Below are 17,466 nucleotides of genomic sequence, written 5' to 3'. Positions count from 1 at the left end.
GCATAATGTATATTATGTTAAATAAAACAATTCAAACTAAACGCTAACTGCCACTCAAACCTCACTGTATCTGCTAACGGTCTTTTACAGCTTGCAATGCGTTATCAAGATTTTGATTCACCGTCTTTTCTATCAGCGGCAAAAAACTTTTGAATAAAAACCCAAGCTTTGCTTGCATATCAAATACTTTATCATCCACTGTTAACGTACCTGTCACACCGGCACGAGAAAAGTTGACGCGTATTTGCTCATCACTGCGCACTACATCGCAATGCATTTTATAGTCTTTTTCTGCTGAGACAATCCAGTCCTCGGTTATCTCAAAGGCTTGCGCTTTACTGATGCCATGCTCACGATGAATCACAAAATTACTCATACTTTTCTACTTTTTTCTACGCTGTCTTGGGTTTTTAGCTATCTATTTTTAGTGGTCTGGGTTAGCTTAATCTAGGTTAGCCCTTCAAAGCACGTGCGGGTCACGATAGCGATAATCTCTTCATCGTCATACAGCTGCGACGAGCGTAAAAACCCCAGTACAGGGTCACAAGCTCTGGCATATAAGGTGTATAAAATTGCCAGTCCTGGTATGTTGCTTTGCAACTTGCCCTCTGCTTGCGCTTGCTCAATCCATTCACCGATGCTATCTGACAACATGACCAAGTTGTTGGTGTAATCGTCATTGGCAATTAGCAGCTCGCGCAGCTGGGAGTTTTCACTCGGCAGATTGGGCATTTTTTGCGCCAGTTTTAGTCGCATCGCCCACTGTGTCAGCGCTTTTAGCTTATCGATGGCGGTTTGTTCGGTCGCGTTTAGCTGATTGATGACCTCAAGCGCTTTGTGCATGATATCAACCAAAGCCGCCATGCCTAGCGCTTCTTTACTGGGAAAATGTCGATACAATGACGCCTTGGCAATCCCCACCGTATCAGCAATCTCATCGACGGTCATCGCGTCATAGCCTTTAGTGGCTAACAAATGGTTGACCGTTTCAATAATCAGCGACTCACGCTCTAGCATCATTCGCTGTTTAAACGTTAACTTTTTCATCACAAGTTTCTAATGTTCTTCAGGTTTCTAATATTTATGAGGTTAAAAATTAGCTAATATTATACTACAAATGTTTTTATGATACTTATTATTTGATTATATACCAATAATTATATTTTTATACTAAATAGTATAAAACCTATTGCCAACCATCGGCTACTCTTTTATAGTATGCGGTAAGTCGTTTTCAAAATTTTGTATTGAGTTGTTATATTGAGTCGCTATGATGCCAACCCCCAATTCCTCAAAGCCTTTATCCATCGTCATTACAGGTGCAACCTCAGGCATCGGTTTACAGTTGGCGATGGATTATCTAAGCCAAGGGCATGAGGTGTATACGGTGGGTCGAAACAGCGATGTTTTGCACACGTTGGCAGCGATGGGGGCAAAAACGATTCAGCTCGACTTAACCGAATATGATGCCGTGATGCAAGCATTTAGCGACATTAAAACGCTGGATTTATTCATCGCGGCAGCGGGTATTTGCGAATACATTGACATGCCAGACTTTGATTCGCGGTCTATCATGAGGGTGATGAACGCAAATTACGGCTCGTTGGTGCATGCCATTGAAGCGCTACTACCCGCCCTCAAGGCAACTAAAGGTAAAATTGTCACCGTCGGCTCGGCTTCAGCTTTGGTGCCCTTTGTGCGTGCAGAGGGGTATGGTAGCTCAAAAGCGGCAATCCATTATCTGAGCAAAACTTTGCAAATGAGCCTGCAACCTTATGGGGTGAAAGTGGCTTTGGTAGTACCGGGCTTTGTCAAAACGCCGATGACGCTGCAGAACGACTTTCCAATGCCTTTTTTGCAAACTGTACAGCAAGCTAGCCAAGCCATTCAACAAGGCATTGCCAATGATGATAATATCATTGAATTTCCGCAGACATTGGTACAGCCTTTAAAGCTATTGGCGCAGTTACCTGATGCAGTATGGCATTTTGTGGGTTCAAAACTTTCTCATACGACTTAATCATTTGGCTTGGCTTTAAAGGTATATCCGCACATGGCAGTGTTTACAAAAAAAACTCCGCACTCTACTCACACAGTCCCTAAGCCTTTAGTGGCTAATCCTATAGTAGCCAAGCCTACTAAGCCAAATATTACCACACCAAAGATTGCCATCATTGGCAGTGGGGTATCAGGGCTAACGTGTGCGTATTATCTCAAAGACAGTCATGCAGTGACGATGTTTGAAAGCAATGATTATCTGGGCGGGCATGTCAATACGCTGGATGTCACTGTTACCGAGCGCTCACTTTTTGACAATCCTTTTTTTAACAAAACGTTTAGACCATCAACGGAAAAAGTCGCCATCGATACAGGGTTTATTGTATTTAATGAGCGTACTTACCCCAATTTTATTCGCCTGCTTGATGAACTCAATGTAACATTTCAAAAAGCTGAGATGAGTTTTTCGGTTAAAAATACTTATATTAATTTTGAATACAATGGTCACACTTTAAACAGTCTATTTTCTCAGCGTCGCCATGTGCTAAGCCCCCGATTTTGGCAATTTGTTCAGCAAATTTTACGCTTTAATCGCGAGACCAAATCACTATTAGCAAATTTTCGCCAAGCCGATAAAATGCAGCAAGCAGCTTTAAGCCAGCAAACACTCGGGGATTATTTAGACAGTCATGACTATGGCGAGTTGTTTAAAACCAACTACTTGGTGCCGATGGTATCTGCGATATGGTCGATGGGAATGGATGACGCCAAGCGTTTTCCCCTACTCTTTTTTGCCCAGTTTTTTGATAATCATGGTCTGCTAGATGTGGTCAATCGCCCACAGTGGTTTACCTTGGTGGGCGGCTCGAAGCAATACGTCAATGCCTTAATCACTCGGCTCGCTGCAGCAGGTACAACCCTGTATATCAGTACCCCAGTGCAATCGGTCACGCGTGGCAAGGATGGCGTTAGCATTGAATTTATTCATCAAGGTAAGCGTCAAACCCAAGTGTTTGATGACGTTGTATTTGCTTGCCATGCTGATGTAGCAAGACGTCTACTAGCTGATATCACTGAGACTGAATCGTCTATTTTAGGGGCTTTTGAGTATACAGATAACGAAGCGGTTTTGCATACTGACACCCAAGTTCTACCCAAAAAACCGCTGGCTTGGGCAAGTTGGAATTACGCGATAGATAAACCCACCGCGCGCGTGGCTGACCAAAAACCCATATTGACGTATCACATGAATATCCTTGAGCGATTGACAGCAAAACATAACTATTTGGTGACGCTTAATACGCCGATTAATGAGGCGCATGTCATCAAACGTGTGGATTATCGCCACCCTGTGTATGACAACAAAATGACCGATGCCCAAAAACGCTGGCATGAAATTTCAGCGAAGCGGCATACCCATTTTTGTGGTGCTTATTGGTTTAATGGGTTTCATGAAGATGGGGTAAAAAGTGGCCTGCGGGTATGCCAAAGTTTGGGGGTGGATATCGATATTTTGGTCACTACCAATACCACAGCTGCCACAACCGCTGCTCAAATAAAACGGCTGTCTAAGCCAAGCAAACCGTCGGCAAAATTTACCGTATCGAAGTTACCAAGCCACGCTGACAAAAAACTCTCGGTGGTGCAACGATGCCAAGTAACCGCCACGACCAACCATGCGTTTTGCCAAAACCTAGCGCATGATGGTTTGTGCAACACCCCTCAAAGGTAAATCATCATGACATTTGCCCATCAAATCCTGCAAGGTGTGACTTGGCATGCCAGACAAATCCCTACCCGTCATGAATTTCATTACCCCTATCGGTTTTGGGCGGTTAATTTAACCCAGCTAGCGGACAATCCATTACCTAAGGTCAATATGGGCGCTAGTGATGTACCAATATGGTTGCCCAAATGGCTGAAAAAATCGCTGCAACAATCATTGACTCTCCCTCTGCTATCGCAGCACCATTGGGCGCTTTATCAATTCCATCAAGCAGATTATTTTGCTATCAATCGGCTAGACCCCTCTTTGGATAACCGCCTAACCGCTTCAGTAGGACAACCTGCGCCATCGGCTAGTTTATTGGTCAAAGCCCAACAAACTTGGCAGCAATTGACTGGCAGTCAGCCGATTGGCGAGGTGGTGGCTTTGGTCGTGTTACGTAATATGGGTTGGTATTTTAGCCCTGTTAATTTTTATATTGGCTTTGATGAGAACCATCAGCCAAGCCATTTTTTGGCAGAGGTCTCTAACACCCCTTGGAACAAACGCCATTATTATGGTTTTTTACTCACAGGTGAAAAGACCTTGTACCAACATGACAAAGGTTTTCATGTATCGCCTTTTAATCCCATCAATCAGCACTATCATTGGCGTGTTGAGATTCACCCTAAACGCTATGCATCGGCAAATGACAATCCTGAGCAAAATGGCTTTGATGTTGTGATTGATATTGGGCTGATAGATAGCCGCGGCAAAGTGTTTAATGCAGGCGTGAGTCTAACAGGCGTTCAATTGGACGAGGCTTCGGTGATAACGGCGATTAAGCGCCGACCCTGGATGAGTGCCACATCATTACTGCGAATTTACTGGCAGGCTTTTAAATTATACGTGCTAAAACGTGTGCCTTATCAAGCTTATAACCAACGTTTACCCCAATAGTTTACTGAAATTTTTTATGGGAATTGACTATGACACCATCTTCTTTAGAGGCTAAAAACACTGCAACCTCTCCCCCATCAAATGGTAACGAGACCTTGGTAAAACGCCGTCAATCCGATTTAGCCAAGCGGCGCTCGTTTACGGATTATCTAACCTACCCAATTGTTGACCATCTGCTCACGCCCGTTCAACAAAGTGCGGCAAAAGCAGCGCGGCAAATAATATTTTTATTGCTATCAAAGCTCAAACAGGGTCATCTAACCGTGATTGAAACCTTTAGTCAGTCTGACAATGTAGCGAGTAAGGTAGCGACTCATAAAACCTTTGGTGTTAGCGTGATGGATACTGAGCCTGTAACACAGTCGCCAGTGAGCGATACACAACGAACGCTAGGGGAACAAATTGGCAATCATCCTTTGGCAGTGACACTCACCATCCATTCACCGCAGGTGTATCAACACCTATTAACAGGCGGTTCGATTGCTTTTGCTGATGATTATATCGATGGCTTATGGCAAGCCGATGATTTAACAGCATTTTTACGCTTGATTGCCCGCAATTTGACCCTCATCAATACCATCGAAGCCAAATTTGCCAATATGACCAAACTTTGGGAACACCGCCAACACCGCAATCGGCATAATGATAAAAACAACGCCAAATCCAATATTTTAGCCCATTATGATATTGGCAATGCAATGTATGCATTATTTTTGGATGAGCGCATGATGTATTCATCGGCAATTTATCCGACACCCTCATCAAGCTTGGCGGCAGCACAAACCCACAAGTTGGCAAAAATTTGTGAATTAGCTGAGTTATCGGCTGACGACCATGTTATTGAAATCGGCACGGGCTGGGGTGGGTTTGCTATTTATGCCGCCACCCAATATGGCTGCCGTGTCACCACCACAACTATCTCAGACGCGCAGTATGAAGAAGCGAAACGGCGCATTGCAGCTGCCAATCTAACCGACAAAATTACCCTGCTAAAGAAAGACTATCGTGAGCTTACCGGCAAGTATGACAAGCTGGTCAGTATTGAGATGATTGAAGCGGTCGGTCATGAATATCTGCCAGATTTTTTTGCCCAGTGTAATCGACTGCTCAAAGATAATGGGCTGATGGTATTACAAGCGATTACCTTTAATGATCGGGGTTATCAAAAATATTTGCATGGTGTGGATTTTATCCAAACCCATGTTTTCCCAGGCGGGTGTTTATTGTCTAACAGTGAAATTCTCAGCCAAGCACGTGACCATACCGATATGCAAGTAACGTCACTGGTTGATTATGGCTATGATTATGCGCGTACCTTGATTGATTGGCGCTATAATTTTATGCAGGCGCTACCGCAGCTCAAGGCACTTGGCTATGACGATGCGTTTATGCGTTTGTGGCATTTTTATTTTGCGTACTGTGAAGCAGGATTTTTGGAAAAAACCATTGGCGTGGTGCAAGTACGCCTTGAAAAAGCCCATTACCGTTAACCCAATAACCCAATTCTCGCGGTAACGGGTTCATGACAATTAATAACAGGACACAAGGATTTAGCAATGGCACCATTAAACTATCTGTGGGTATATCTAATCGCCGTCATGGTATTTTTGGGTATTGATGCCGTATGGCTTAAAACCATGACCCAACGCTTTTATGTCCCGCGCATTGGACATCTACTCAGTGAATCACCCAATATGACCGCAGCAGGCGTATTTTATCTATTTTATGTTTTTGCGCTTTGTGTGGTAGTCATCTATCCGCAGCTAAAAGCTCACGCATCATTGGCAGTATTGGCAGGATATGGGGTGGTCATTGGGCTAATGGCATATGGAACGTATGATTTTACAAGCTTAGCATTACTCAAAGGTTATGATAAAACTGCAGCACTGGTTGATTTTATTTGGGGCGGCTTGGTCACAGGATTAACTTGCGTGATTGTGGGCGTCATCTACAAAAATTGGTTGATGGATTAGCCTTAAGCCAGGAACGCAACTACAGCCCTAATACAAGGCTAAGGCACAATTTTAAGGCAGATTTAAGGCAAAATTTCTTTGCCGTCCCAAGCCCAAATTTTGCCCGAATCGTTGGGGGTGAGCTGATGCAAAACCTTAAGTAAACTTTGTGCTGAGAACGCTGGGGTAAATAATTTACCTTCTGCCACATTTTTTTGAAATGGTTTGGATAACTCACTGTCTACCGTGCCAGGGTGCAAAGCAACAATAATCGCGTTGGGGTTTTTTCGTTGCAGTTCGATGCTTAAATTTTTAATGCCCATATGTAAACTTGCTTTTGCCATCCGATAACCATACCACCCGCCCAAGCGATTATCCGAAATACTCCCTACCCGTGCCGACAATACGGCAAATAGCGATTGCGAGGATTTGTTTAAGGCGGGCAAGGCGTATTTGGCAATCATCATCGGTAATACTGCATTGATGTGGAAATATTGATGCAGCTGATTGGCTGTGATATCACGCAGCGATTTTTCAGGCGCGATGGGTTGAGCCTCGATTTTAGAATCATGTAATAACCCAATCGTCACAATAACACTGTCCAACGCTTGAGTGCTACTTATCGCTTTGATAAGCGCGGCGATAGCCAGTTCATCATCAAAATCAAGCTGATGAGGGACGATATGAGGGTGGCTAAATGCAGGGGGTTTTCTGGCAATAGCATGAATGGTGGCATTTGGATAGGCGATAGCTAAACAATCACAAAATGCCTTTCCAATCGCGCCAGAAGCACCAAATATGGCGATATGTTGCATACGCTACTCGCTTTTTAGTAATTCAATTATCGCTTTTGCCAGTTTTTGACCGCTTAAGTAGGCAGACTCGACATCACCCTTAAGTAGCCAGTCCCCACAGACACCGATGTTTTGGTCGCTATCTAGTAGATAGCCTAACTGGTGGTCACCTGATTGGGAGTTAACCGCTTCGCCTGTTGCATAGCGCCAGTGGTGTATGTCTTTGTGTACTGCAGTCGATAAATCGATACCCAATACTTGACTCGCCGCTTGTGTCAAATGGTTGATACAGGCAGTTTTATCTTGCTCAATATGTCTATTTGTCCATGCCGGGGTACTATGAATCACAAGGCTATAACCGCCTTCGCGATGGGGTTTTGCACTATTGACGATAATTTTATCGATATCCTCACTCTCGATTTTGGCGTACTCATAGGCTAAAGACAAGGGCGTATCAAATCCCAGCATCAGCACACTACAGGGCATAAGCGCATATTTATTCAACACTTTGGTATGTAGCGATGTTTGAGCAAAGCTTTTTGCTTGTTCTACAGGCATCGCCGAAATAATCCAATCAAACTGACCCAACGTCTCACCCTTGTCACTTAACAACTCCCAACTATTAAAAATCGGATGATGATCAATGATAGACGCTACTCTGGTATTACGCTGCACAGTTAAACCACGGGCGAGATGTTTACCAATGGCATTCATGGCGGGTATGCCGACATAGTAGTCAGAATAACAGCTAGAGACTTTGGGCACGGATCGTGGTTTGGTAGATGCAGTAGATACAAAGGAATTATCGGGGGTAGCTTGGTCAACTGCCCATACTGCAACCACCCCTTCATTGAGTAATTGATTGATAAAACCTTGAAAATCGTCGTCACTGGCAGTAAACGCGGCAACACCATGATCAAAATAAAATGGTTCGGCACGGCGCGTTGCTAGTCGCCCACCGATACCACGGGATTTTTCAAAAATCACTACATCGTGCCCTGCTTGTTGCAACGCTTTACCACAAGTTAACCCTGCCAATCCTGCACCGATAATGGCAATCCGTTTCATAGTTTTACCCGCTCTATACGATTTTTGAAAGTTAAAAAAATAGCGATGAATCGTATCACCGCTATGCCATCAGACCAATACATTATTGGCTACTATTACTATAACTAAAGATAACTATGCATAAAGACAACAATTTATCGGCGATAACTTTATCTATGATAACTTATCTTTTTGGCAAAATGACACGGTCAATCACATGTACCACACCATTGCTCGCTTTGATATCTGTGGTGACAATGTTGGCAACACGTCCATTGGCATCTTGTAATTTACCATTTGAAGTCACCATGAGGTTTTGACCTTGTAAGGTTTTAACCATCCCTGGCTTGACATCTTTTGCCATTACTGTGGCTGGCAGCACATGATAAGTTAACACAGATTGCAATAACGGTTTATTTGCAAACAATTGCGCTTTGGTCATACCGAGCTCAGCAAGTAGATTGGCAAACGCAGCATTGGTCGGCGCAAATACGGTGATGTTTTTAGTGGTCGCGACGGTGTCGGCTAGACCTGCGGCTACCACCGCTTCAACCAATATTGAAAAATCTGGATTTGATTTTGCTACATCAACAATGTTAGCTGCGTGCATCGGTGCATGAGCAGTATGGGTTGGCGTCGTGGCACAACCGGCTAATAACGTGGTAGAAATCGCCGCTGCTAAGAAGGCTTGTTTTAACATACTTATTTTCCTTATTTAATTATGATTGTTGGATAAAATACAGGTCAGCTTTTTAAGCTAACTTAACTTTAACTGATAAAATTAGAATTTTCAATATATTTTTATACTAAAAAGTATAAAAAATACTACTTATTTTAATATATACTATTGGGTAAAATTCATTAACAACAAAAGCGACAATTACTGCATAAATGTCACAGTAACTAAATTATTTTCCGCTACAATTTATTTCTTCTCTTTGGGCAACGCATAAGGGCAAAATTATGTACGTTAATTCAAGTACGCAATCACCGACCGTAGCAGTGATTGGCGGTGGTTCAGCAGGTTCTACGATTGCTATACGGCTGGCGATGGCGGGCATTCATGTGCATTTGATTGAAAAAAATGCCAGCCTTATAAACGCCCCGCCCATGTGTCATCTGCATGCAGGTGGCAATTTGTACCGCGAAATCAGTGATGAAGATTGCCGAATGTTGATGCGCCAATGTATTGATATCGCCAAGTTGTATCCAGAGAGTATTGATGTGCGCCCCACCCTCATCACGGTGCCAAAACGCGATAACAATACCGCCACTGACTTACTGCCACGTCTTGATATGTTAACGGCTTACTATCAATCATTGGTTGATGCTGACCCTAGCAACCAAGTGTTGGGCAATGTCGAAGATTATTACCGAGTTTATGACAAGCAGCAAATTCAACAACTGATTCAATTAGAAGCTAAAGACATTCCGAGCACTACGGATGAGTGGGTTGTGGCAGCTCTTAAAGTAATGGATTTGGAAAAACTGCAATATCCCATCATTGCGGTGCAAGAATTTGGCTGGAATATTTTTAGACTCTCTGCCAGTGCTTTTTTACAATTGCAGCGCCTACAGAGCGCTCAGGTACATCTAAATGCCCAAGTTGATGATTTAAAACGTCATATGGATGGCTGGCAAGTGTCATTTACCGATGAAAATGGCGAGCTACAGCGTATCTATGCTGATTTCGTAGTCAATGCTTGCGGATTTAGAACTGGTATTATTGATGACAAAGCAGGCGTGCATATCAAACGCATGGTAGAATTTAAAGCTTCCTATATCAGTGAATGGCGTGATTATAAGGGGCGTTTGCCTGAGATTATTTTTCATGGTGAGCGTGGCACGCCCAATGGCATGGCGCAGTTTACCCCTTATCCTGACGGGTTTTTTCAGCTGCATGGCATGACCGAAAACATCACCTTATTTAATGATGGGTTGACCAAAGCCACACAAGAAAGCAGCCAACCGCCTATTAATCCACAATATCTAAATTATATTGAAAACGGCTGGGAGCCAAACGCACTAAAACAGCGCACCCAAAACGCCATAGATTATGTCAGTGAATTTGTGCCAAGTTTTCGAACTGCACAAGCGGGAGATAATGCGTTATATGGTGGGCAGCAAGTGCCGAGTGATGATATTACTGTGCGCGTCGCGGATTTGCAGGTGTTTGCCAAGCTGCGTTATGCGGTGGCAGAAAATGTGAAAGCCAATTCTACCCTAGATGTGGCGGATAAAGTCATGGATGCGCTAGTTGACGCCAATTTAATAGAAAAATCTGCTTGCAAGCGTCCTAACTGGCAAAAAATTGATGTCAATGAGGTCGATATCGTTGCACGCGATATTGCCAAAGCCCGACATTACCCATTACCGATGGCAAAGGTCAATCAGCGCTTACTGGTTTGATGGATTGCTTGGGCAATAAAAAAGGTAGAAAAAATTCTACCTTTTTTATTTTCTTTTTAATTTATCGTGATTAAGTAACAGTCTAAGCAAATAACCCTTGGGCATATTGATCGCGGATGACTTTTTTATCAATTTTACCCACGCTGGTTTTTGGCAATTCCGTGATAAATTTCACATCCTGCGGAATACCGTATTTTGGCAAATGACCGCGCTCATACGCTTGCTGTGCAATCGCGATGATGTCTTCAGCTTTGGTGTCTTGATAATCGGGTTTGAGCACAATCAACGCCATTGGACGCTCACCCCAGCGTGCATCAGGAATCGCAATTACAGCAATGTCGGCAACGCTTGGGTGTAATGACATGATGGTTTCTACTTCAAGCGAAGAGATCCATTCGCCCCCCGATTTGATGACATCTTTTAGACGGTCGGTGATTTTGACATTGCCTTTTGCGTCCATCCAACCGATGTCCTGGGTATGCAAATAACCACCTTCCCACAGCTCGTTGCCTGCGTCCTGGTTTTTGTAGTAACTCTGTGTCAACCAAGGTGAACGCACCACGATTTCGCCTGTGGATGTGCCATCGTTTGGCATACGTTTGCCGTTATGCCAGATTTGCAAATCGACCAATGGTACTGGTGAGCCAGACAAGCAGCGATGCTCAATTTGTTGTTCTTCACTCATGTGTTGGAATGTTTCATCAAATTTGACAATGCTGATAATCGGACAAGTCTCTGACATGCCATAACCCGTAGACACTTCGATGCCGCTGGCTACAGCCATTTTGGCAAGTCCTTGATTGAGTTTAGAGCCACCGACGACCATTTTTAAGCCGTTGAATTTTTCTTGGCGTTTGTTGATTTCACCCAGTAGCATTTGCAAAATCGTTGGTACGCCATGGGTGGTGGTGACTTTGTGTTGTTGTACCAAATCAACCATGGTGGAAGGCACATAGCGACCTGGATAGATTTGCTCCAGCCCTAGCATGGTTGCGACAAATGGAAACCCCCAAGCATGGACATGGAACATAGGCGTCATTGGCATATAGACATCTGAATAGCGCACCCCTTGACCTTCGACATTCAGCGCACAGCCAATTGCGACGACGAGCGTATGCAGGACGATTTGACGATGGCTAAAAAATACGCCTTTGGGATTGCCGGTTGTACCGCTGGTATAGAAGGTTGTGGCAATGGTGTTTTCATCAAAATCTTCAAACTCGTACTCATCGCTGGCTTGTGCTAGCATGGCTTCATATTCGCCTTGGGCGTATGATGGCATTGGCGTGTTGTTATCATCTAACCAAATCACATGCTCGACCGATGGCGCATCTTGGGTGTGGCTTTTAATCATCGGTGAAAATTCTGAATTTAACAGTAGCGCTTTTGGTTTGGCATGATTGATGGTATATAGCACTTTGTCTTCTGACAAACGCACATTGACGGTTTGCAAGATATAGCCACACATCGGAATGGCAAAATAACATTCCAAATAACGGTGTGTGTCCCAATCCATGACCGCAACCACATCGCCTTTTTGTAGGTTTAAGCCTTTTAAGACATTGGCTAAGCGATTGACACGTTTGAAAAACTCATGATACGTGTAACTGGTTTTGTCGGCGTAATGGATTTTTTTGTCGCCAGAGACCACTTTGGCACGAGACAATAAATTTTTGATAAGCAAGGGAAAACCATAAGCTTGGTCGGCTTGTAGGTAGTTTTCGTGCTGATTTAAAATAGCTGTCATAGAACATTCCTTTGTTGTGGTATAACCAACGAGTCAATCAAATATTGCTCGTCTAACTTTGCTGTGAGTACTTCCTTGTGAGTATTGACTATATACGAGCGCTATAACCAATACAACAAAAAATATGAAACTTTCCAGTTCAATATGTTTCATATTTTTACGCTTTTTTTACATTTTGGTGAAAAAAATTTTATTATGGGTTTTTGATAGACTGCCTTTGCTATAATGCGCGTTATATATCCCCACTGAACGAAAAAATATGACCCAGCATTTTTGTTTGCCTAGCGATATCAGCCCCGAACAATTTTTGAGCGAGTACTGGCAAAAAAAACCACTGCTAATCAAACAGGGCTTGCCGCAATTGGTTGGTATGTTTGAGCCAGACGATATCATCGGGCTTGCCCAAGATGAAGACGCCACTGCCCGACTCATCAGCGAAAATAACCAGCAATGGTCACTTAAAACCAGCCCTTTTACCGCTAAAGACTTTCAAAAACTGCCAAAACATTGGACGGTGCTGGTGCAAAATATGGAACAATGGTCGCCAGCGCTTGGCAACCTATGGCATGCGTTTGATTTTATTCCGCAGTGGCAACGTGATGATATCATGGTGTCGTATGCGCCCCCAGGTGGCAGCGTTGGCAAGCATTATGACAATTACGATGTCTTTTTGGCGCAAGGGTACGGCAAACGCCATTGGCAATTGGGAAAATATTGCGACCAAACAACCCAATTTGAAATAGGTCAACCGATTCGTTTGATGAATGAGATGGGCGAGCTGATATTTGATGAGGTGCTTGGGCCAGGCGATGTGCTGTATGTGCCGACCAATCTCTCCCACTACGGCGTGGCTGTTGAGGATTGTTTGACTTTTTCCTTTGGATTTAGGCGCCCTACCCCATTACAGCTGCTCGATAGTTTGGCGGATGTCGCTACCCATTTTGATGATTTAGCCATCCCCCTCAAAATCAACCAACCAACGGCAGTTGCAGGCGAGCTGTCGATAGCCAGTATTGAAAATATCAAAGCGCAGCTGATTGCGCTGCTAAACTCTGAACTTGGCGATGAAATAATCACTCAAGCGATTAGCGAAACGGTAAGCAAGCGTCAATATGAGCTGATGCTCCCTGAGACGTATGCCGATATTGATGAGATACAAAGCGCCTTGGCTGCGGGTGCAGTCATCATGCAAGACATGTCTAGCCGTATTATCTTTACCCAAGCGGATTCAAAAACTCAAGCAAAAATTTATGTCAATGGCTGTGGCATTGACGCGGACGATATACCCGCTAACGCGCAATCACTCCTTATTCGGCTTGCCAATGGCGAATCAATCGATGAGCAAATTTTGCAAGCAGCTGATGTCGAAACTGATATAATTTGTGATTGGATAGAAAATGGCTGGGTAGTGATTGATTACCCTGAAGAAATCATTGGATAACGAAAAAATATTATGAGCTATTATTTTGGGTTTACCCCTTCCGTAGAATTGAGCGCTACCATTGATAAGGCGTATGAGCTGATTGCTAGCAAAAGCAGCGAACGTTATGATGTTTATCGGGATAAAATCACCCAGTTGACCAGTAAAGAATTGATGGATGCGCTACTGATTAAATTAATTGAATCGCTACCCGATGATTCAGAACGAAAATCGCATTTGATTAAAACCGCAGAAACCATTGAAGCAACTAGCGATAAACTGATTAACACACTATTAAGCCCTACAAAAAATGAAGATGTGTTACCCAGCTTTGATTTTTTTGACCAAAAAGTGTTAAAAAACACCCAATCGGGTGAACGTCGTATCTCAGTGCCGCTTAGTGATGAGCTAGCAAAGAATTTACTGGCTAGCATAGAAAACGTCCAAGCGGGTAACGGGCTTGAAGAGCAGCAAAATTTGATTCGGTTATTTAGCGAGTTAACCAAAGCCTGTTTGCAGCATTTTTTGGTCGACTTTACCAAAACGCTCAATTTAAATATGCTCAAACGCGCGGCGATTCCAGTGACCGATGGCATCATCGTCAAAGTAATTGATATCGCACTACGCCGTTTAATCCCTCAAATGCCGCAAGAATCGCTTGAGCGTTTTACCAAACATTACCAAGCGTTAATATTTAACGATTAGGTATTTCTAACCGTTATTATTCAATTGGATAAAACTGCGTTACAATAGCCCACTTATTTTTTTAAATTAATAGGTCCACCATGAATCAACTTAGCAATCAGCAAATCGAAGAAGCGCTACGCAATTCTGAATGTCTCATCAGTAGTTTTGAAGTGAGTAGTGCTTACGAGCGTTTGGCAGCCAGTGTCAACCTGCACTATGCAGGTCAAAATCCCATTGTGATGGTGGTGATGAATGGTGGGTTGATTCCAGCAGGTCAACTACTTACCCAGTTTACCTTCTACCATCGTATGTACTATCTCCATGCTACCCGCTATCGCAACAACCAAGGCACCAATGAACTTGAATGGAAATTCAAACCTGATATTGATTTGGCGGGTGAAGATATTTTATTGATTGACGATATTTTTGATGAAGGCATTACCCTAAAAGCGGTGGTGGACGAGCTGGCAAAAGAAAATCCAAAATCTATCCGCACTTGTGTGCTACTCAATAAACTCCATGACCGAAAAGTGCAAGAGTTTAAAGTCGATTTTGTGGGTCTCGATGTGGCGGATCGCTATGTGTATGGCTGCGGTATGGACTATCACGGGTATCTACGCCATATGCCAGGGATTTATGCGTTAAAAAATGTGTAAAGCTGCTTGTCATAAATAAAAAGGTATCGTTTGATACCTTTTTTTATGGCGTATTTTTTAGAAGATATCTTTTTATAATGTCTGTTTTATGACCTATCTTTTATCGCGTATTGTTGAGATGATCAAATTGTAGTTGCAAGCCAGTTTGTCGCACCGCTTTTTGCGTCACAGCTAACTCAAAATTCTCTTTAGCGCTATATATGGATAAGGCGGATTTACTGCGCGTCACTGCTGTATAAATCAGCGCTTGGCTTAGTAGCCTTGTATGGGCTTTATCAATACAAATGGCGACCGTATGAAATTCTGAGCCTTGTGACTTATGAATGGTCATCGCATAGGCATAGTCACAACTTTCACGGCTTAATCGCTGAATGGGTATCACTTTTTCTGCAAAACACGCGTATAACTGCCCTTGGTACAACAGACAAATCGCAATATCGCCATTGAATAACCCCAACTGATAATCATTGTTTTGGATGATAATCGGTAAACCGTGATAAAAGTAAGCTTTGGTTCGAGTGATTTTAGAAAACTCGGTAAAAGCTAGGTTCATCTTTTGGTTGATTGATTGGGTGCCCAATTGTCCTTGATGACCTGCACACAGAATGCGATACCTATCAAATACCTCAAACAGCCCTTTTCGATTATCCGCTTCAAAAATATTGACAGGCTTGCTGTACCATTGCTGCATGAGCGCAAAAAATGGATGGTAAGGTTTCGCTAATTGGTTGAAAACAGCAGGCAAACTCGAAGACGCATCAATTGGGTAAAAAGGAATATTGGCTGTTTGCTGCTTTGTTTGCTGCGTTTTACCAGCCAAGTCTGATGGATTTGCATTTTGAGACGGCTTAATTGCTTGCAAATCAATGGGTTGCAATAATTGATGGATTAGCTTTATTTTTTTAGGCGCAGGCAAATTTTGCTGAATGGCGAGAGCAAACTGACCGACAACTGAATTTGAATCAAAGCGTTTTGATTCGGTCAATTCCGTGATATAAGGTTGCAAACGCGTCACCGCGCACAAATCTGATAGAACCGACCCCGCGTCTACTGCCGCCAGCTGGTTTGCATCACCTAACAAAATCAGCCGACCCGTGGGTTTGATAGCATCAACCAACTGACTGGCAAGCTCAAGCCCTAACATAGACGCTTCATCTACGATAATCAAATCATCGGGTAATGGATTTTTGGCGTGATAGCGTGGTATGCCATCACTACCAATACCTAGGAGCCGATGTAATGTTTTTGCATTATCCAAAGTGATTTCTTCATCTTGCAAACTTTTTTGCAAAGATTCTTGCATACGCTGCGCTGCCTTCCCTGTGGGTGCAGTCAAGGTGATAGATAAAGGTGGTAAGTTAGGGTCCTGTTTTCTTTTGTGCTCGTGCTCCTTTTGCAGCGTGGTTACCAACTTAGCCACGGTAAAAGTTTTACCAGTACCAGGCCCACCGATAATGATACTCAGTGCGTGCCGGCTTGATTTTTCGATGGCGAGCTGCTGCATCGCATTGGGCGCTAAACCATTATCGATGTCCTGTGATGAAGATATACCATTAAACGCCGCCACTTTTCTATGAGCAATCTTCATCAACTGTTTGGCTAAGGATTGTTCTGCATACCATTGCCGATGTAGCCAGACCAGGTATTTATCTTCTTTTGCAGAAACTTCATCATCTGGTTGGGCGAGTTTTTGAAGAATGATAGGTGTATTGGTGTCATGGTTGTATAACTCATCATCCTTCGCCCCTATCACGCTTGCCCAGTTATTGTCCGTCAACTCTGCAATGAGTGATTTTTCTTCTTCATTGTTGACCGTCATTTCATACACGGTATGACCTTCTGATAGTTGTTCATTGATTTGGTTAAAAATTTGCAAGATTTTCGGTTTTTCTTTTGGTTTTTTTTCGTTATTTTGAAATTTTTTGCTTAGGCTATTTTTATTGGTTTTTGTATTAGTTAGCTGTAATTTTTGCTGCTTGCGGTATTGAATAAAATTGGCTAATTGGGTTAATTTAGCGGTTTCTTCAAGTGCAGCGGTTGGCTCAGTCGTGTTTGTTTTCATGATAACTTCTTTATGATGAATGGTTAATT

Annotated in this window: 16 protein-coding genes; 9 read left to right on the top strand and 7 right to left on the bottom strand. The window is 43.2% G+C overall.

From position 1 onward, the window contains the following. Positions 1 to 73: 73 nt before the first annotated feature. Together RTJ53_RS01905 and RTJ53_RS01900 are read right to left on the bottom strand one after the other, a co-directional pair. Positions 74 to 376, bottom strand: coding sequence for a polyhydroxyalkanoic acid system family protein (locus RTJ53_RS01905; RefSeq protein WP_007115308.1), 303 nt, complete (start codon positions 374 to 376; stop codon positions 74 to 76). A 71-nt stretch (positions 377 to 447) separates the two neighbouring features. Continuing rightward, a complete protein-coding gene (locus RTJ53_RS01900) occupies positions 448 to 1,047 on the bottom strand; it encodes a TetR/AcrR family transcriptional regulator (RefSeq protein WP_312275599.1) in 600 nt (199 codons plus the stop codon). A 223-nt stretch (positions 1,048 to 1,270) separates the two neighbouring features. Between RTJ53_RS01900 and RTJ53_RS01895 the strand changes: the two genes are divergently transcribed. From RTJ53_RS01895 to RTJ53_RS01875, 5 genes are all read left to right on the top strand, one after another. Next, positions 1,271 to 2,020, top strand: coding sequence for an SDR family NAD(P)-dependent oxidoreductase (locus RTJ53_RS01895; RefSeq protein WP_312275598.1), 750 nt, complete (start codon positions 1,271 to 1,273; stop codon positions 2,018 to 2,020). 33 nt (positions 2,021 to 2,053) lie between these two features. Further along, entirely contained in the window at positions 2,054 to 3,730 is a 1,677-nt protein-coding gene (locus tag RTJ53_RS01890) for an NAD(P)/FAD-dependent oxidoreductase (RefSeq protein WP_312275597.1), read from the top strand. A gap of 6 nt (positions 3,731 to 3,736) precedes the next feature. Then, a complete protein-coding gene (locus tag RTJ53_RS01885) occupies positions 3,737 to 4,663 on the top strand; it encodes a DUF1365 domain-containing protein (RefSeq protein WP_312275596.1) in 927 nt (308 codons plus the stop codon). Between the two features lie 29 nt (positions 4,664 to 4,692). Next, the gene (locus RTJ53_RS01880; RefSeq protein WP_312275595.1) at positions 4,693 to 6,153 is read left to right on the top strand and encodes a class I SAM-dependent methyltransferase; all 1,461 of its coding nucleotides are present in this window, start codon (positions 4,693 to 4,695) and stop codon (positions 6,151 to 6,153) included. A gap of 66 nt (positions 6,154 to 6,219) precedes the next feature. Next, positions 6,220 to 6,636 (top strand): DUF2177 family protein, encoded by a 417-nt coding sequence (locus tag RTJ53_RS01875; RefSeq protein WP_312275594.1) that lies wholly within the window; start codon positions 6,220 to 6,222, stop codon positions 6,634 to 6,636. Positions 6,637 to 6,698: 62 nt separating this feature from the next. Here RTJ53_RS01875 and RTJ53_RS01870 read toward each other — a convergent pair whose 3' ends face one another. The 3 genes from RTJ53_RS01870 to RTJ53_RS01860 all read right to left on the bottom strand — a co-directional run bounded on the left by RTJ53_RS01870 (position 6,699) and on the right by RTJ53_RS01860 (position 9,156). Then, the gene (locus RTJ53_RS01870) at positions 6,699 to 7,430 is read right to left on the bottom strand and encodes an SDR family NAD(P)-dependent oxidoreductase (RefSeq protein ID WP_312275593.1); all 732 of its coding nucleotides are present in this window, start codon (positions 7,428 to 7,430) and stop codon (positions 6,699 to 6,701) included. A 3-nt stretch (positions 7,431 to 7,433) separates the two neighbouring features. Then, positions 7,434 to 8,477, bottom strand: coding sequence for an NAD(P)/FAD-dependent oxidoreductase (locus RTJ53_RS01865; protein ID WP_312275592.1), 1,044 nt, complete (start codon positions 8,475 to 8,477; stop codon positions 7,434 to 7,436). A gap of 163 nt (positions 8,478 to 8,640) precedes the next feature. Then, positions 8,641 to 9,156 (bottom strand): fasciclin domain-containing protein, encoded by a 516-nt coding sequence (locus tag RTJ53_RS01860; protein ID WP_159770510.1) that lies wholly within the window; start codon positions 9,154 to 9,156, stop codon positions 8,641 to 8,643. Between the two features lie 263 nt (positions 9,157 to 9,419). Here RTJ53_RS01860 and RTJ53_RS01855 point away from each other — a divergent pair, with 263 nt between their 5' ends. Further along, positions 9,420 to 10,865 (top strand): FAD-dependent monooxygenase, encoded by a 1,446-nt coding sequence (locus RTJ53_RS01855; RefSeq protein ID WP_312275591.1) that lies wholly within the window; start codon positions 9,420 to 9,422, stop codon positions 10,863 to 10,865. 82 nt (positions 10,866 to 10,947) lie between these two features. On the opposite strand, the gene RTJ53_RS01850 is transcribed toward RTJ53_RS01855, so the two are convergent. After that, entirely contained in the window at positions 10,948 to 12,612 is a 1,665-nt protein-coding gene (locus RTJ53_RS01850) for a fatty acid--CoA ligase (RefSeq protein ID WP_312275590.1), read from the bottom strand. 259 nt (positions 12,613 to 12,871) lie between these two features. Between RTJ53_RS01850 and RTJ53_RS01845 the strand changes: the two genes are divergently transcribed. From RTJ53_RS01845 to RTJ53_RS01835, 3 genes are all read left to right on the top strand, one after another. After that, the gene (locus tag RTJ53_RS01845; protein ID WP_312275589.1) at positions 12,872 to 14,053 is read left to right on the top strand and encodes a JmjC domain-containing protein; all 1,182 of its coding nucleotides are present in this window, start codon (positions 12,872 to 12,874) and stop codon (positions 14,051 to 14,053) included. 12 nt (positions 14,054 to 14,065) lie between these two features. Then, a complete protein-coding gene (locus RTJ53_RS01840; RefSeq protein ID WP_312275588.1) occupies positions 14,066 to 14,737 on the top strand; it encodes a hypothetical protein in 672 nt (223 codons plus the stop codon). Positions 14,738 to 14,817: 80 nt separating this feature from the next. Next, positions 14,818 to 15,375, top strand: a complete 558-nt coding sequence (locus RTJ53_RS01835; protein ID WP_099808079.1) for a hypoxanthine-guanine phosphoribosyltransferase — start codon at positions 14,818 to 14,820, stop codon at positions 15,373 to 15,375. Between the two features lie 100 nt (positions 15,376 to 15,475). Here the strand turns inward: RTJ53_RS01835 and recD are convergent, their stop codons facing one another. Continuing rightward, positions 15,476 to 17,437, bottom strand: a complete 1,962-nt coding sequence (gene recD / locus RTJ53_RS01830; RefSeq protein ID WP_312275587.1) for an exodeoxyribonuclease V subunit alpha — start codon at positions 17,435 to 17,437, stop codon at positions 15,476 to 15,478. Between the last annotated feature and the right edge of the window lie 29 nt (positions 17,438 to 17,466).

Origin of the sequence: Moraxella sp. CTOTU46711 (genome assembly GCF_031975715.1) — a bacterium.
In the GTDB taxonomy this organism is placed as follows: Bacteria; Pseudomonadota; Gammaproteobacteria; order Pseudomonadales; family Moraxellaceae; genus Faucicola.
The sequence above is the reverse complement of the archived record's forward strand: the minus strand, read 5'-3'. Positions and strand labels throughout refer to the sequence as shown.

Coding starts and splice junctions, on each gene's coding strand:
- RTJ53_RS01840 (WP_312275588.1), top strand. CDS start 14,066: ATGAGCTATTATTTTGGGTTTACCCCTTCCGTAGAATTGAGCGCTACC.
- RTJ53_RS01895 (WP_312275598.1), top strand. CDS start 1,271: ATGATGCCAACCCCCAATTCCTCAAAGCCTTTATCCATCGTCATTACA.
- RTJ53_RS01890 (WP_312275597.1), top strand. CDS start 2,054: ATGGCAGTGTTTACAAAAAAAACTCCGCACTCTACTCACACAGTCCCT.
- RTJ53_RS01900 (WP_312275599.1), bottom strand. CDS start 1,047: ATGAAAAAGTTAACGTTTAAACAGCGAATGATGCTAGAGCGTGAGTCG.
- RTJ53_RS01905 (WP_007115308.1), bottom strand. CDS start 376: ATGAGTAATTTTGTGATTCATCGTGAGCATGGCATCAGTAAAGCGCAA.
- RTJ53_RS01845 (WP_312275589.1), top strand. CDS start 12,872: ATGACCCAGCATTTTTGTTTGCCTAGCGATATCAGCCCCGAACAATTT.
- recD (WP_312275587.1), bottom strand. CDS start 17,437: ATGAAAACAAACACGACTGAGCCAACCGCTGCACTTGAAGAAACCGCT.
- RTJ53_RS01835 (WP_099808079.1), top strand. CDS start 14,818: ATGAATCAACTTAGCAATCAGCAAATCGAAGAAGCGCTACGCAATTCT.
- RTJ53_RS01875 (WP_312275594.1), top strand. CDS start 6,220: ATGGCACCATTAAACTATCTGTGGGTATATCTAATCGCCGTCATGGTA.
- RTJ53_RS01880 (WP_312275595.1), top strand. CDS start 4,693: ATGACACCATCTTCTTTAGAGGCTAAAAACACTGCAACCTCTCCCCCA.
- RTJ53_RS01865 (WP_312275592.1), bottom strand. CDS start 8,477: ATGAAACGGATTGCCATTATCGGTGCAGGATTGGCAGGGTTAACTTGT.
- RTJ53_RS01850 (WP_312275590.1), bottom strand. CDS start 12,612: ATGACAGCTATTTTAAATCAGCACGAAAACTACCTACAAGCCGACCAA.
- RTJ53_RS01870 (WP_312275593.1), bottom strand. CDS start 7,430: ATGCAACATATCGCCATATTTGGTGCTTCTGGCGCGATTGGAAAGGCA.
- RTJ53_RS01860 (WP_159770510.1), bottom strand. CDS start 9,156: ATGTTAAAACAAGCCTTCTTAGCAGCGGCGATTTCTACCACGTTATTA.
- RTJ53_RS01885 (WP_312275596.1), top strand. CDS start 3,737: ATGACATTTGCCCATCAAATCCTGCAAGGTGTGACTTGGCATGCCAGA.
- RTJ53_RS01855 (WP_312275591.1), top strand. CDS start 9,420: ATGTACGTTAATTCAAGTACGCAATCACCGACCGTAGCAGTGATTGGC.